At 61.6% G+C, this 15,113-nt stretch carries 12 protein-coding genes, 2 tRNA genes and 1 pseudogene; 13 read left to right on the plus strand and 2 right to left on the minus strand.

What is annotated here, in order from left to right; translation table 11 throughout:
* Positions 1-22 precede the first annotated feature (22 nt).
* From dnaA to GC088_RS00055, 11 genes and pseudogenes are all read left to right on the plus strand, one after another.
* Positions 23-1,416, plus strand: a pseudogene (gene dnaA / locus GC088_RS00005) (chromosomal replication initiator protein DnaA); the annotation flags it as partial.
* A gap of 463 nt (positions 1,417-1,879) precedes the next feature.
* On the plus strand, positions 1,880-3,004 hold the full coding sequence (gene dnaN, locus GC088_RS00010; RefSeq protein ID WP_323959883.1) for a DNA polymerase III subunit beta: 1,125 nt from the start codon (positions 1,880-1,882) through the stop codon (positions 3,002-3,004).
* A 38-nt stretch (positions 3,005-3,042) separates the two neighbouring features.
* Complete coding sequence (gene gnd, locus GC088_RS00015; RefSeq protein ID WP_323959884.1) at positions 3,043-3,936, plus strand: phosphogluconate dehydrogenase (NAD(+)-dependent, decarboxylating); 894 nt, start codon at positions 3,043-3,045, stop codon at positions 3,934-3,936.
* 10 nt (positions 3,937-3,946) lie between these two features.
* Entirely contained in the window at positions 3,947-5,125 is a 1,179-nt protein-coding gene (gene recF / locus GC088_RS00020; protein WP_323959885.1) for a DNA replication/repair protein RecF, read from the plus strand.
* Positions 5,109-5,696: a DciA family protein gene (locus GC088_RS00025; protein ID WP_416377476.1), complete on the plus strand. Its 588-nt coding sequence runs from the start codon at positions 5,109-5,111 to the stop codon at positions 5,694-5,696. The genes recF and GC088_RS00025 overlap by 17 nt, the downstream gene beginning before the upstream one ends.
* Before the next feature lie 248 nt (positions 5,697-5,944).
* Positions 5,945-7,999, plus strand: coding sequence for a DNA topoisomerase (ATP-hydrolyzing) subunit B (gene gyrB, locus GC088_RS00030; RefSeq protein WP_416377477.1), 2,055 nt, complete (start codon positions 5,945-5,947; stop codon positions 7,997-7,999).
* Between the two features lie 82 nt (positions 8,000-8,081).
* Positions 8,082-10,721 carry a DNA gyrase subunit A gene (gyrA, locus tag GC088_RS00035; RefSeq protein WP_323959886.1) on the plus strand — a complete coding sequence of 880 codons (2,640 nt, stop codon included), beginning with the start codon at positions 8,082-8,084 and terminating at the stop codon, positions 10,719-10,721.
* A complete protein-coding gene (locus GC088_RS00040) occupies positions 10,718-11,248 on the plus strand; it encodes a DUF3566 domain-containing protein (protein ID WP_323959887.1) in 531 nt (176 codons plus the stop codon). The genes gyrA and GC088_RS00040 overlap by 4 nt, the downstream gene beginning before the upstream one ends.
* A 74-nt stretch (positions 11,249-11,322) precedes the next feature.
* A tRNA-Ile gene (locus GC088_RS00045) sits at positions 11,323-11,396 on the plus strand.
* 42 nt (positions 11,397-11,438) lie between these two features.
* Complete coding sequence (locus GC088_RS00050) at positions 11,439-11,555, plus strand: DLW-39 family protein (protein WP_323959888.1); 117 nt, start codon at positions 11,439-11,441, stop codon at positions 11,553-11,555.
* A 41-nt stretch (positions 11,556-11,596) separates the two neighbouring features.
* A tRNA-Ala gene (locus GC088_RS00055) sits at positions 11,597-11,669 on the plus strand.
* A gap of 97 nt (positions 11,670-11,766) precedes the next feature.
* On the opposite strand, the gene GC088_RS00060 is transcribed toward GC088_RS00055, so the two are convergent.
* The gene (locus GC088_RS00060) at positions 11,767-12,603 is read right to left on the minus strand and encodes a glycosyltransferase family 2 protein (RefSeq protein ID WP_323959889.1); all 837 of its coding nucleotides are present in this window, start codon (positions 12,601-12,603) and stop codon (positions 11,767-11,769) included.
* 110 nt (positions 12,604-12,713) lie between these two features.
* Complete coding sequence (locus tag GC088_RS00065) at positions 12,714-13,496, minus strand: hypothetical protein (protein ID WP_323959890.1); 783 nt, start codon at positions 13,494-13,496, stop codon at positions 12,714-12,716.
* Positions 13,497-13,647: 151 nt separating this feature from the next.
* Here GC088_RS00065 and GC088_RS00070 point away from each other — a divergent pair, with 151 nt between their 5' ends.
* A complete protein-coding gene (locus tag GC088_RS00070) occupies positions 13,648-14,190 on the plus strand; it encodes a peptidylprolyl isomerase (protein ID WP_323959891.1) in 543 nt (180 codons plus the stop codon).
* Between the two features lie 267 nt (positions 14,191-14,457).
* Positions 14,458-15,063: a rhomboid family intramembrane serine protease gene (locus GC088_RS00075; protein WP_323959892.1), complete on the plus strand. Its 606-nt coding sequence runs from the start codon at positions 14,458-14,460 to the stop codon at positions 15,061-15,063.
* Positions 15,064-15,113: the final 50 nt, after the last annotated feature.

Genomic DNA, 15,113 nt, shown 5'->3' on the forward strand with positions numbered 1-15,113 from the left:
GTGAGCACCGACGAGATCAACGATGTAGGCAGTTCCTGGCGCAAGGTCATCCGTACCCTTGAGCAGGACGAGCGCATCTCTCCGCGCCAGCGGGGGTTTGTGGTCCTCGCTCAGGCTCAGGGGCTGATCGGAACAACGCTCCTGGTTGCGGTGCCCAATGAACTCACTCGGGAAGTTCTCCAAAGTCAGCTCAAGAGCCCGTTGGATGATGCGCTGCGGGATGTCTTCCGTGAGGACATTCAGTGCGCGTTTGTGATTGACCCCGAGCTGACGCCGATCATGGAGGAAGAACCGGAGGAAGTTCCGCAGGACCTCGTGCAGCGTGAGCGGGAGCGGGATGCAGCGCCGTCCCCGACACCGCCGAGCAACTCGCACGAGTTTGGCCGACTGAATCCGAAGTACATCTTCGACACCTTTGTCATCGGTTCCTCCAACCGCTTCGCCCATGCAGCTGCCGTTGCAGTCGCGGAAGCACCCGCCAAGGCTTACAACCCACTGTTCATCTACGGCGACTCGGGTCTCGGCAAAACTCACCTGCTGCACGCGATAGGTCACTACGCCCGCCATCTGTACACCGGGATCCGTGTTCGGTACGTCAACTCGGAAGAGTTCACCAACGACTTCATCAACTCCATCCGGGACGATGAAGGCACCAGTTTCAAGCAGACCTATCGGAACGTCGACATCCTCCTGATCGATGACATTCAGTTCCTATCCGGCAAGGACCGCACGCAGGAGGAGTTCTTCCATACCTTCAATGCCCTGCACAACCACAACAAGCAGGTCGTCATCACCTCGGATCTACCGCCAAAGCAGCTGTCGGGCTTTGAAGAGAGGATGCGTTCCCGGTTTGAGTGGGGCCTGCTGACTGACATCCAGCCGCCGGAGCTCGAAACACGCATTGCCATTCTTCGCAAGAAGGCAATAAGTGAGGGCCTGAGCGCACCGGATGAGGTGCTGGAGTACATCGCCTCGAAGATCTCGACCAATATTCGGGAGCTCGAAGGTGCCCTCATTCGAGTGACGGCGTTCGCAAGTCTGAACCGCCAGGCCGTCGACGAGAACCTTGCCGAGATTGTCCTCAAGGACCTCATTACCGACGACGGTGCCCAGGAGATCACTTCGTCGCTGATCATGGCGCAGACAGCCGAGTACTTCAACATCACCCTCGAAGACCTCTGCAGCAAGTCGCGTACCCGGACCCTGGTGACCGCGCGCCAGATCGCGATGTACCTGTGCCGGGAGCTCACTGACATGTCCCTTCCGAAAATCGGTCAGGAACTGGGCGGCCGCGACCACACCACCGTGATCCACGCTGATCGCAAGATCCGCGAGCTCATGGCGGAACGTCGGGCCATCTACAACCAGGTAACTGAGCTGACGAACCGGATCAAGCATCATCAGAAAGACGGCTAGGCAGCTCAACGACGGGCGCTTCGTTCGAGACAGCTGTCAGCGGCTAAGAAATTAACAACTGTGGAAAGAAGTGTGGATAACTCCCGCCTGCCAGTGGACGTTAATGAGGACAACCCACAGGGCACCTGTGGATGCGCCGAATCACAAGAATTTCGTGCACATCCCTGCTTCTGCTCACCGCACCTGAGCCCACATGGTTTCAACAACGGCGAAGGCCGGGATCACGCGGATCTCATGGGTTATCCACAGTTTCCACAGAAGTTATTAACACTACTGATCCTTAATCCATCGATCCTTTCCAAATAACATTTCCCCTCCGTCCAGCCCGGGCAGCCCACCTGCTCGGTCGCGCTAAGCTGTCACTTACGTAGAGTTGACCTTTGCTCACGCGTCCTCCTTTCGCAGAGAAGGGTCGAGGATGGGTGGCTTCCCTGATGTACTTCGCGAAAGGCGGCACCCCTCAGTGAAATTTCGAGTCGAGCGCGATGTCTTGGCCGAGGCCGTTACCTGGACAGCGCGTTCCCTGTCGCCACGTCCGCCGGTCCCGGTGCTTTCGGGACTGCTGATCAAGGCAGGAACCGGCAGCCTGAGCCTGGCCAGCTTCGACTATGAGATCTCGGCACGGCTTGAGATTCCGGCTGACGTTGCTGAAGAAGGAACGATCCTGGTTTCAGGTCGGCTCCTGGCGGATATCTGCCGCAGTTTGCCCTCCGCACCGGTGGAGGTTGAAACTGACGGCTCGAAAGTCACCCTCACCTGCCGCAACAGCCGGTTCAACCTGGCCACAATGCCGGAGGCCGAGTATCCCGAGCTGCCAAGCCTGCCCGACGTCAGCGGCGTCGTCGACGGGGACGCGTTCGCAGAGGCGGTTTCACAGGTGATCATCGCCGCCAGCCGTGATGACACTCTGCCCATCCTGACCGGCGTCCGCATGGAGATCGAAGAAGATCTCATCACTTTCCTTGCCACTGACAGGTACCGCCTCGCACTGCGCGAGCTCTCATGGAAGCCCGCGAATCCCGGCATCTCTACCAGTGCCTTGGTGAAGGCCAAGACGCTCAGCGAAGTTGCCAAGACCCTCGGTGGTGCCGGCGACCTCAAGATCGCGTTGGCTGACAACAGCGAACTCATCGGCTTCGAGAGTGGTGGCCGCAGGACGACGTCGTTGCTTGTTGACGGCGACTACCCCAAGATCCGGTCCCTCTTCCCGGAAAACACCCCGATCCATGCCACGGTGGAGACCAGCCAGCTGGTCGAAGCAGTCCGGCGCGTGGCCCTCGTCGCGGAGCGCAATACTCCTGTTCGGCTTGCCTTCAGTGCGGGTCAGGTTGTTCTCGACGCCGGAACAGGCGAAGACGCCCAGGCATCCGAGGCGATCGAGGCAACGCTTGAGGGCGACGACATCACAGTCGCCTTCAACCCGCACTACCTGAGCGAAGGCCTTGGGGCATTCAGCAGCAAGTTTGTCCGTTTTTCCTTCACCACTCCGCCCAAGCCGGCAGTTATCTCCGCGCAGGAAGAGCCCACGGGTGAGGACCGGGAAGACTACCGTTACCTGCTGATGCCGGTGAGGCTGCCCAACCAGTAGCACCAGTACAACCCATCTACCGGAACCATGGAGGACACATGCATATTGGCCTGATCGGACTCGGCAAGATGGGTTACAACATGCGGGAACGGTTGCGTTCCAGGGGCGTCGAGGTGACCGGGTTCGACCGCAACCCCGACGTTTCGGATGTCGCGACCCTGGATGATCTGCTTGCAGCGCTTCCTACACCCCGGGTCGTCTGGGTCATGGTTCCCGCCGGTCCGATCACCGCTCAGGTGATTGAGGAGTTGCGTGCAAGACTCTCTGAAGGCGACCTGGTGATCGACGGCGGAAACTCCAAGTTCAGCACTGACCAGGAACACAGCCGAGCCCTGGCCGAGAAAGGAATCGGCTTCCTGGACTGCGGTGTATCCGGCGGTGTCTGGGGCCTGCAGAACGGTTACGGGCTCATGGTCGGTGGCCCGGACGACGCCGTCGAGCGGGTCATGCCGGTCTTCGACGCCCTCCGTCCGGATGGCGACCGCTCTGAAAGTTTCGTCCATGTGGGCGAGACGGGTGCGGGACACTACGCGAAGATGGTGCACAACGGCATCGAGTACGGGCTGATGCAGGCCTACGCCGAGGGCTACGAACTCCTTGAGGCGAAGGACATCATCAAGGACGTACACGGAACGTTCAAGGCATGGCAGAAGGGGACGGTGGTTCGTTCCTGGTTGCTTGACCTACTCGTCAAGGCGCTCGAGGAAGACCCCGAGCTGAGCAAGGTCGGTGCCTACATTGAAGATTCGGGCGAGGGCAGGTGGACCGTGGAGCAGGCGATCGAGAACGAGGTAGCCGCTCCCGTCATCACTGCCGCGCTTTTTGCACGCTTCAGCTCGCGGCAGGAGGAAGCACCCTCTTTGAAGATGGTCGCCGCCTTGCGGAACCAGTTCGGCGGGCATGCCGTGCGTCCTCCGCGCAACCCAGCCTGATAGAGCCCCGGTGTACGTCCAGCATCTTTCCCTGACCGATTTCCGCAGCTACTCGCAGCTCGACGTCTCGTTCGAACCCGGGGTTACCGTCTTTGTGGGTCCCAACGGTGTGGGGAAGACCAACATCGTGGAGGCTGTCGGTTACCTGGCGTCGTTGTCCTCGCATCGGGTGAGCTCGGACAAGCCCCTCATCGCCTTCGATGCCGAGCGTGCTCTGGTTCGCGGCCGGCTCGTGAGGGGAACGCAGGCAACCAGCGTCGAGCTGGAGATCAACGGCGAACGGGCAAACCGCGCCCGCATCAACAGGGCCAACCCTGTCCGGGCGAGGGAGGCGGCCGGCATTCTGCGCACGGTCCTGTTTGCTCCGGAGGATCTTGCGCTGGTCAAGGGTGACCCGTCCAATCGGCGCCGCTTCCTCGACGACCTGATGGTTCAGCTTGTACCGCACCACGCTGGTGTTCGTGCTGACTACGAGCGGGTACTCAAACAACGCAACGCGCTGCTCAAGTCACTGCGGGGAGGACGACTCACCTCGGCACACGAGGCAACCCTCGAGGTCTGGGACCAGCACCTTGCAGCGGTGGGTTCGCAGTTGCTTCACGCGCGCATGGCTGTTCTGACTCGCCTGGTCCCGCATATGCAGAAGGCCTACAGCGAGCTGACGGATGGTTCGAAGGTGGCCAATGCCGCCTACCGCTCCTCCCTGGTCAGCCCGGTCGCGGATGACGACGACGGGGCATCGGCTCCGTTGGAAGACCTGAGCACGCTGTCGGTGGAAGAACTGACTGACAAATTCCTAAGCGCAATCGCCTCGCAGCGGCGGCGCGAAACAGAGCGTGGAATCTCCCTGGTCGGCCCGCACCGCGATGAAGTAGAGCTGATGCTCGGCCGTGCATTCGTGAAAGGATACGCGTCGCACGGCGAAACCTGGTCCATGGCGTTGGCCTTGCGCCTCGGCTCGTTTTACCTGTTGTCCGACGACGACCACACGCCCGGGTCATCTCCCGTCCTTATTCTGGACGATGTCTTCGCTGAACTTGATGCCTACCGGCGTGACCGGCTGGCATCGGTGGTCGCCGGCGCGGAGCAGGTTTTGGTTACGGCGGCTGTGGGAGATGACGTCCCGGCCGGTCTCGATGGCCGGCACCTTTCCGTGGTGCCCGGAGGCTTGAGTGAAGTACCGGCCTGAGCCACGCGAAGAGGAGAAGGACCAGAGCAACGACGACGGTAAAGCCGTCCGTGCCGCTCATCCGAATGAGACGCCCGCACAGGATGCACCGCAACTGCTGCTGAACCGCCTGCGCGAGGCGTCGGCAGCACGAGGTGAGATGCGGGCACCGGCCACGCGGCGCCGTCGTGCAGTCAGTGCGGGACGGAAGTCTTCGTCTGAGGAAGTGTATTCAGGAAGGGATCCGCAGGGTGTGGGCGCAGTCTTCGGTCGCCTACTCAGCGAGCGAGGCTGGAACTCACCGGTCGCCGTCGGTTCGGTGATGGCCCGGTGGGAGGAACTGGTGGGACCGGAGATCGCAGCGCACTGCGTGCCGGAAAGCTTTCGGGAAACCACCGTGCTGGTGCGCTGTGATTCCACTGCCTGGGCAACGCAGCTGCGGCTGATCAGCCCTGATCTGCTGCGACGGTTCGAACAGGAGCTCGGAGCAGGAGTGGTGACAGCCATGACGATCGTTGGACCGTCGGCTCCGTCATGGCGAAAGGGCGGGCGTGCGGTCCGGGGCCGCGGGCCACGTGACACCTATGGATAGCCGCCTCCGGAATCGGAGTTGGAGTCTCCCGATGAGGGGCGTACAGCGCGTAGCGGACCCCTCCGCACGTATACGCCCCCACGCGACCCCCTGCTGAGAGCTTAAATCGCGCTTTATTCGGCTGTAGAGGGCAATTGGCGCCTCCGTGCGCCTGTCCGCACGGTAGAATAGGACCTGTGGGCATTCCTTAATGGGATGCCTTCATTCTGAGACATAAACACCTGGACAACGAGGAGTCGACAGCGCCCGTGGCTAACGACAACGAAGTGGAATCCACCGGAACACCGGAGAGCGGTGCCGGTTCACACAAGGGTTACGGCGCGAGTGACATCACTGTCCTTGAGGGACTTGAAGCGGTGCGCAAGCGGCCCGGTATGTATATCGGGTCAACCGGTCCGCGCGGCCTCCACCACCTCGTGTACGAGGTTGTGGATAACTCTGTGGATGAGGCCCTCGCCGGCTACTGCGACCACATCCAGGTGACGCTCCTTGCCGACGGTGGTGTCCGGGTCATAGATAACGGCCGCGGCATCCCGGTGGACATGCATCCCACGGAGGGCAAACCCACCGTCGAAGTAGTCATGACCATCCTCCACGCCGGTGGCAAATTCGGCGGCGGAGGCTACGCCGTATCAGGTGGCCTGCACGGCGTCGGTATCTCCGTCGTTAATGCGCTTTCCTACCGTGTTGACACGGAAATTCGCCGGCAGGGCCACGTATGGCGCCAGTCCTTCGCAGACGGCGGCAAACCTGTCGGCCAGCTCGAAAAGGGCGAGGAAACCAACGAGACCGGCACCACCCAGACGTTCTATCCGGACCCGGCGATCTTCGAGACCGTGGAGTTCGATTTCGAGACCCTCCGCGCGCGCTTCCAGCAGATGGCTTTCCTCAACAAAGGCCTGCGGATCAGCCTTGTGGATGAACGGGTTCCCGAGGTGGAAACCGAGGAGATCACCGACGCTGCACACGCTGAGCAGGAACAGTCCGAAGAACACAAGCACCGCCATGTGGAGTACCTCTACGAGAATGGTCTGCTGGACTACGTCAAGCACCTGAACTCGTCGAAGCGCGTGGACGTCATCCACGAGGACGTCATCGCCTTCGAAACCGAAGACCAGGACAAGTCGATCGCCGTCGAAATGGCGATGCAGTGGACCACTGCCTACTCCGAAAGCGTCCACACGTACGCGAACACGATCAACACGCACGAGGGTGGTACCCACGAAGAAGGTTTTCGCGCCGCGATGACCTCACTCATCAACCGCTATGCGCGCGAGAAAAACATCATCAAGGAGAAGGACGACAACCTCACGGGTGACGACATCCGCGAAGGGCTCACTGCCGTCATCTCCGTCAAGCTGTCCGAGCCCCAGTTCGAGGGCCAGACCAAGACCAAGCTGGGAAACTCCGAAGCCAAGGGCTTTGTCCAGCGTGTGGTGACCGACCAGCTGGGCGACTGGCTCGAGCGTAACCCCGGACCGGCCCGGGACGTCATTCGAAAGTCCATCCAGGCCGCTCAGGCGCGGCTTGCCGCCCGGAAGGCACGTGAGTCCACCCGGCGCAAGGGCTTGCTGGAGTCCGGCGGCATGCCCGGCAAGCTCAAGGATTGCCAGTCCAAGGACCCCTCGAAGTCTGAGATCTACATTGTGGAGGGTGACTCGGCCGGCGGCTCGGCTGTGCGCGGACGTAACCCCGAGACCCAGGCGATCCTTCCGCTGCGTGGAAAGATCCTGAACGTTGAACGGGCCCGCCTCGACCGTGCGCTGAGCAACGCGGAAGTACAGGCGATGATCACGGCGTTCGGCGCCGGTATCGGAGAGGACTTCGATGTAGAGAAGGCCCGGTATCACAAGATCGTGCTGATGGCCGATGCCGACGTGGACGGCCAGCACATCACCACCCTGCTGCTGACCCTGCTGTTCCGTTACATGCGGCCGCTCATCGAGAACGGATACGTATACCTGGCACAGCCGCCTCTCTACCGGATCAAGTGGTCCAACGCGCCGCACTCCTACGTCTACAGCGACCGGGAGCGCGACGAGACGATCAAGCTCGGGCTTGCCAACAACCAGCGGCTGCCCAAGGAAAACGGCATCCAGCGTTACAAGGGCCTGGGCGAGATGGACTACACCGAGCTGTGGGAAACCACCATGGACCCGGACAACCGCACGCTCCTGCAGGTCACCATGGACGATGCCGCAGCGGCCGACCAGATTTTCTCGGTGCTGATGGGCGAAGACGTGGAGTCGCGCCGCAACTTCATCCAGCAGAACGCGAAAGACGTTCGGTTCCTCGATATCTGACCCCGCCTCGGACGCGTCGGCAGCACCACAACGGCTTCCCGGCTGCCGCCTCCAAAAGCATTCACGAAACGGAATGAACTAGATGAGTGACGAAGTAACGCCTCCGGGCCCCGGCGCCGAGACCCCGATCGAGGGGACGGTCCTGACTGATCGGGTTGAGCAGGTGGACCTGCAGACCGAGATGCAGCGGTCCTACCTTGACTACGCGATGGCGGTTATCGTTGGCCGCGCGCTGCCCGATGTGCGCGACGGGCTGAAGCCCGTTCACCGGCGGGTGCTGTACGCAATGTTCGACGGCGGCTACCGCCCCGACCGCTCGTTCAACAAGTGCGCGCGCGTGGTCGGCGAAGTCATGGGCCAGTACCACCCGCACGGTGACAGCGCCATTTACGATGCACTGGTCCGGCTCATCCAGGACTGGACCATGAGGTACCCACTCGCGCTGGGGCAGGGGAACTTCGGATCACCGGGTAACGACGGCGCGGCAGCTCCGCGATACACCGAAACAAAGATGGCGCCTCTGGCCATGGAGATGGTCCGCGACATCGACGAGGAAACCGTCGATTTCCAGGACAACTATGACGGCAAGAACCAGGAACCCACCATCCTGCCGTCCCGTTTTCCCAACCTGCTCGTCAACGGATCCTCCGGTATCGCCGTCGGCATGGCCACCAATATCCCGCCGCACAACCTGCGCGAGGTGGCCGACGGTGTCCAGTGGTATCTGAAGAATCCTGAGGCGTCCAAGGAGGAACTGCTTGAGGCGCTGATCCAGCGCATCAAGGGCCCGGACTTCCCGACCGGTGCGCAGATTCTGGGCCACAAGGGCATTGAGGACGCGTACCGGACCGGTCGAGGTTCCATCACCATGCGCGCCGTGGTGAATGTGGAAGAGATCCAGGGACGCACCTGCCTGGTAGTGACCGAGCTCCCGTATCAGGCGAACCCGGACAACCTTGCGATCAAGATCGCCGACCTGGTGAAGGACGGCAAAATTTCAGGCATCGCCGACCTCAGGGATGAGACCTCGGGCCGCACCGGTCAGCGCCTGGTGATCGTGCTGAAGCGCGACGCGGTAGCCAAGGTGGTCCTCAACAACCTGTACAAGCACACGTCGCTGCAGGAAAACTTCAGCGCCAACATGTTGGCGATCGTTGACGACGTGCCGCGCACGCTAAGCCTCGACGCGTTCATCCGCCATTGGGTGACGCATCAGCTCGAAGTGATTGTCCGCAGGACCCGGTACCGCCTGCGAAAGGCCGAGGAACAAGCCCACATCCTGCGGGGCTTGTTGAAGGCACTGGATGCGCTGGACGAGGTCATCGCCCTGATCCGCCGCTCTCCGACGGTCGAGGATGCCCGCAACGGGCTCATGGGCCTTCTGGACATCGATGAGATCCAGGCCCAGGCGATCCTCGACATGCAGCTGCGCCGTCTGGCCGCCCTCGAGCGCCAGAAGATTCAGGATCAGCACGCGAAGCTGGAAGCGGAAATCGCCGAGTACAAGCAGATCCTGGCCTCGGAATCCCAGCAGCGGGAGATCGTCTCGACCGAACTGCAGGAAATCGTCGACAAGCACGGCGATGATCGCCGCACCGAGATCCTCATGGGCTACGACGCCGATATGAGCATGGAAGACCTCATCCCCGAAGAGGAGATGGTGGTTACCATCACCCGGGGTGGATACGTCAAGCGCACGCGCAGCGACAACTACCGCCAGCAGGCCCGTGGCGGAAAGGGCATTCGTGGCGCCCAGCTGCGCGGCGACGACGTCGTCGAGCACTTCTTTGTGACCACCACCCACCATTGGCTGCTTTTCTTCACGAACCTCGGCAGGGTCTACCGCGCCAAAGCGTACGAGCTCATCGAAGCCGCACGGGATGCCAAGGGTCAGCATGTGGCAAACCTGCTGGCATTCCAGCCAGACGAGACGATCGCCCAGGTACTCGACCTTCGGGACTACGAGCAGTCGCCTTACCTGGTCCTTGCGACCAAACGGGGCCTGGTCAAGAAGACCCGGTTGGCAGATTACGACACCAACCGCTCGGCGGGTGTCATCGCCATCAACCTCCGCGACGGCGACGAACTGGTATCCGCCCAGCTGGTTTCCGAAAGCGACGACATGATGCTGGTGTCCCGCAAAGGCCAGTCGCTGCGCTTCAGCGCCACCGACGAGGCACTTCGACCCATGGGCCGCGCTACCTCCGGCGTAACCGGCATGAAGTTCCGTGAGGACGACGAACTGTTGGCTGCGAACGTCGTCAGCGACGATTCGTATGTCTTCATCGTGACTGAGGGCGGCTTTGCCAAGCGGACCAAAGTGGATGAGTACCGTGTCCAGGGCCGTGGAGGCCTTGGCATCAAGGTGGCCAAGCTGGCTGAAGAGCGAGGTGACCTGGTTGGTGCGCTCATCGTGCAGGAGGAAGACGAGGTCCTGGTTGTCATGGGCGGAGGCAAGGTAGTGCGTTCCGCGGTAGCCGGCGTTCCCGCAAAGGGCCGTGACACCATGGGCGTCATCTTCGCCAAGCCCGACAAATCTGACCGTATCATCGCTGTCGCCCGCAACACCGAACGCGGCTTGACCGCTGAAGAGGCGGCCGTTCCCACAGCCGTGATCATTGACGCTGAAACTGCGTCCGAAGGTGTGGATGAAGTACCGTTGTCGTCAGGAGAAACGGCTGAGCCTGAGGCTGAGCCAACCGATATGGGAGGTTCTGAGTGAGTTCTGGCAACTCAAATCCGCGTTCGACCACGGGAAGCGCCGTGCGGTCGTCAGGCGGAGGACCTCGGATCAATGCGCCCGCGCGCCCTACCCAGCGGCCGGCGTCGTCGGCACCTCGCCCGGGCAACCGGCCGGGGCTGGTCAAGCCTGCGCCCAAGGCGAAGGCACGCAAGGCACGTCTCCTGATCAGCAAGATCGATCCCTGGTCGGTCCTGAAGATGGCCTTCCTTCTGTCCGTCGCACTCGGCATTGTCACTGTGGTGGCGGCCATTGTGATCTGGACGGTTCTCGACCTTACGGGCATCTTCGACCGCGTGAATCAGCTGCTCGGCGAGATCGCCGGCTCCGAGGGCGAAGGCTTCGACCTGCGCCAGTTCGCGTCGCTGGGGCAGGTGGTTTCCTTCGCGACCATCATCGCGGTGGTGAACGTTGTCCTGCTGACCGCTTTGGCCATGCTTGCGGCGGTTCTCTACAACATTTCGTCCACTCTGGTGGGCGGTATCGGGGTGACCCTCACGGACGACTGACGGCGGTTGGGCCGCTCAATTTGTTGATTGCGGCGGCCCTACTGTAAAGTCGTATCTCGGCCCGATGAGGTTCGGGGCGTATAGCTCAGGCGGTTAGAGCGCTTCGCTGATAACGAAGAGGTCCCAGGTTCAAGTCCTGGTACGCCCACGGATTCTGGCACCGGCAGGAAACTGCAAGGGAAGGAGCACTGTGAAGAAGTTGCTGGTAGTAGCAGCTGCGGTTGCAGGCGCTTTCGCTTACAAGCGGTGGCAGGAGTCCGAGAAGGAAAAGCAAGTGTGGAGCGAGGCGACCGATTCGGTCGATTAGGGCTTCGCGGCTGATCAGGGTAGACTGGTCAGGTTCCTTTCGGGGGCATGGCGCAATTGGTAGCGCACCTGCTTTGCAAGCAGGGGGTTCGGGGTTCGAGTCCCCGTGCCTCCACCGAATGAAAGAGTCCCAGCCAAGCGGCTGGGACTCTTTCGCTTTTCCCGTGGTGTAATGGTCGGCCGCTGCCCGCCTCATGCAAGGGCCTGAGGGCTCAATGTCGGGGCATTACGGTTCGCGCTGTTCTCACGGAATGCACAGCGCGCAGGACCTTCGCCGGGTAATAAATGGACATGAAGATCAGCATCGGGATCTTCAACACCCGCTTGTCGATCTGATGTGCCCGGTAAGTGCGATCGAAGCGCGTCACGTAGTAGCGGTAGTCCTTGGGCGAGTTTTCGAGTCGCCGGGCAGACATTCCGCTAACCATGGACGGTATGTAGCGGATTACCAGGTCCTGCTCGGCGAGATGAAGCGAGATGTCAATGTCCTCGTGCATTTCATCCTTCTCGTCCCGACAGGTGCTGTCACGGATCTGCTCCCAGGCAGTCCTGCGCAGTGCCATGTTCGATCCGAAGAGGAAGTGGTACTGGTTTCGCGCCAGCTTGAGGACGAACTGACGCATCTTGTCGTCGGCCTTGAGTCCCCAGCGCCTCATCGGCATGTCGTAGTACACCACAGGTCCCGTCGCTGCGGCTACGGCGGGATCGGAAAACCCCGTCTGCACGGTCTCTACCCAGTCCGGCTCAAGAACGGAATCTGCGTCGATTCTGCCCAGGACGTCGCCTTCCGCATGGTCGAAACCATAGTTCCTGGTGGGGATCAGCCCCTGCTCCTCATTCTGCTCAAGCAGACGGATCCGGCTTTCGGGGTACTCAAGCTGTACTAGGCGCACAATCTCGGCTGTGCTGTCAGTAGAGCGATTGTTCACCACGATGATCTCGTGGGCCGGCATGGACTGGTAGATGGCGGCGATGAGGCACTGGCGAATGACGCCTTCCTCGTTGTAGGCCGGAATCACGATGGACACTGACGGCTTCGCGGGGTGCACGGCCGCAAATCTACCACCGGGCGCATTGAGCCCATCTCCGGACACGAAAAAAGCGGGAAAGATCCCTCTCCGAAAGGACCTTTCCCGCTCTTCCGAGAATGAGCGGTGGGCTAGACGGCCGGACCCTTGGGAGCGCCGGCGTCGTCATCAGCCTTCTCTGCCGCCCGGTCAGCCGCCTCCTTGATGTCTGTCACCGCCTGCTTCGCCTCATCCGTGTGGGCGCCTTCGGAAACAGGACGGGGTTCGACGGGTGCCGGCGTCTTCCAAGGGTCCTCAACCGGCTGCGAAGCACGCCAGACGGCGATCCCGCCGGTAATGGCCGCTGCGATGATGCCGATGATGAGCCAGCCCTTGCCGCCCTTGCGGGGCGGAGTGCGCTTCAGGTCCTTTGCCGCGCGCTGAGCCGCGAGAACCGCAGCCTTCTGGTACTTCTTGACGGCCTTCTTGTCACCGGTCACGCGGGTGACTACTCCCACGACACCCGGCGGGATGGTGGCTGCGGCTATAGAGCGCGACGCAGAGTCAGCAGCTTCGCTCAATCGGTTCGAAACGGCAGGGATGTACTCGACAACCACCCGGTCGCGCGCCTGGTTGTAGGCGGGCGTAGCCCGATCGATCGTCTGCTGGATACGAGGCCGGGTCCCTTCGACAACCCTGTCCAGCCCCTCCTGGATGCGCGGAGTCACCGTGGCAATGCCCGTCTGGAGGGACTGCGATGCGCGGTCCACGCCCTGCTGGATCCTGGGTGCCGTAACTTCGATGCCCCGCTCGATGCGTGGGGCAACCCAGACCCTTGCGGCATCCACTCGCGGAGCGGCCCAACCCCGTGCCGTGCCGACGCCCATCAAAACGTTGTTTTCGATGGTGCGGACAACGCGTTCGGATTTCTTCACAACTACCTCCCAGGGATAGTGACGTTTCCTAGTCAGCCTACGTGCTATCGGTATCCCGTGCTATCTGCGGGAAAATTTCACAGGGTTTTCACTGTGCGCGGAAGCTCCTGGGCCCGGCATGCGAAAAGGCCGTCATGGAAGAATGGGACCCATGACTGCAATCGCTACAGCACACGCAACCATCCACACCAGCCTCGGCGACATCAAGGTTGAACTCTACGGAAACCATGCTCCCAAGACCGTGAAGAACTTCATCGGGCTGGCAACCGGAGAAATCACCTGGACGCACCCTCAAACAGGCGAGGAGACCAACGCTCCCCTCTATAACGGCACCATCTTCCACCGTGTCATTCAGGACTTCATGATCCAGGGCGGCGACCCCCTGGGACAGGGCATCGGTGGCCCGGGTTACCGGTTCGACGACGAAATCAACCCTGATCTCGACTTCACCACCCCCTACAAGCTGGCCATGGCGAATGCGGGTCTGCAGGGCGGGCGGGGCACTAACGGGTCGCAATTCTTCATCACCTCCGTTCCCACCACCTGGCTTCAGGGCAAGCACACCATCTTCGGCGAGGTGAAGGATGAGGAGTCCCGTTCAGTCGTCGACAAGCTGAACGCCATCCCCACCGACGGCCGCGACCGTCCGCTCGAGGATGTCGTCATCAGCAGCATCACCGTTGAGCAGGTCTAACGTCTCATGACCTACGGAATTCCGGCGGGCCGGCCGGACCAGGACGTTCCCGTGTGCCCACGCCACTCCGATCGTGTGAGTTACGTGCGGTGCCAGCGCTGCGGCAGGCCTGCCTGCCCGGAATGCCAGCGTCCGGCCGCCGTCGGGGTTCAATGCGTGGATTGCGTGCGGGAGGCTCAGCGCAGCGCACCTGTGCAAAAGACCGTATTCGGAGGGGCTGTCCGTCAGGGGCGTCCCGTTGTCACTTTCTCGCTCATCGGTGCTTGCGTGGCGCTTTTCCTGGCCCAAATGACCATCCCCGGCATCACCGAAATGCTTGCCTATGCCGGGGTCTATACCTCAGGAGTCACAACCCCGGAGCCCTGGCGAATGATCACTGCCGCGTTCCTGCATTCCACGGGTTTCCTTTTACACATCGGGTTTAACATGTACGCCCTGTGGATTATCGGGCAGGCTCTGGAGCCGCTTCTTGGCAGATCCCGTTTCCTGGCGCTCTACCTGATTGCGGCTTTCGCCGGGTCAGTTGCCGTCCTGCTGCTATCCAACCCCCTGCAGCCGGTGGTTGGCGCTTCCGGTGCGGTCTTCGGGCTGTTCGGAGCCATGCTGGTGGTGCAACGCAGACGAGGTGGAGATGTGCGCCAGCTCGTCGTCCTGATTGCCATCAATACGGTTCTCGGCTTTGTGGTTCCCGGCATTTCGTGGCAGGCGCACCTCGGTGGCCTTCTGGCCGGCGGCGCAGCTGCAGCGATCATTGCCTACACCCCGCGGAGCCGGAACCGTTCACTGATTCAGTGGAGCGGCTTGTCGGTCCTTACTCTGGTCCTCGTGGCGCTGACGTTCGTTGGAGCCGCTCGCGTGACGCAGCTCTTCTAGTTATCAACAGCCCTTATCCACAACGGGGAAAACTTACACACATGTAATTC

This window comes from Arthrobacter sp. JZ12 (assembly GCF_035189165.1).
Taxonomy (GTDB): domain Bacteria; phylum Actinomycetota; class Actinomycetes; order Actinomycetales; family Micrococcaceae; genus Arthrobacter_D.

Coding starts and splice junctions, on each gene's coding strand:
- gnd (WP_323959884.1), top strand. CDS start 3,043: ATGCATATTGGCCTGATCGGACTCGGCAAGATGGGTTACAACATGCGG.
- gyrA (WP_323959886.1), top strand. CDS start 8,082: ATGAGTGACGAAGTAACGCCTCCGGGCCCCGGCGCCGAGACCCCGATC.
- GC088_RS00070 (WP_323959891.1), top strand. CDS start 13,648: ATGACTGCAATCGCTACAGCACACGCAACCATCCACACCAGCCTCGGC.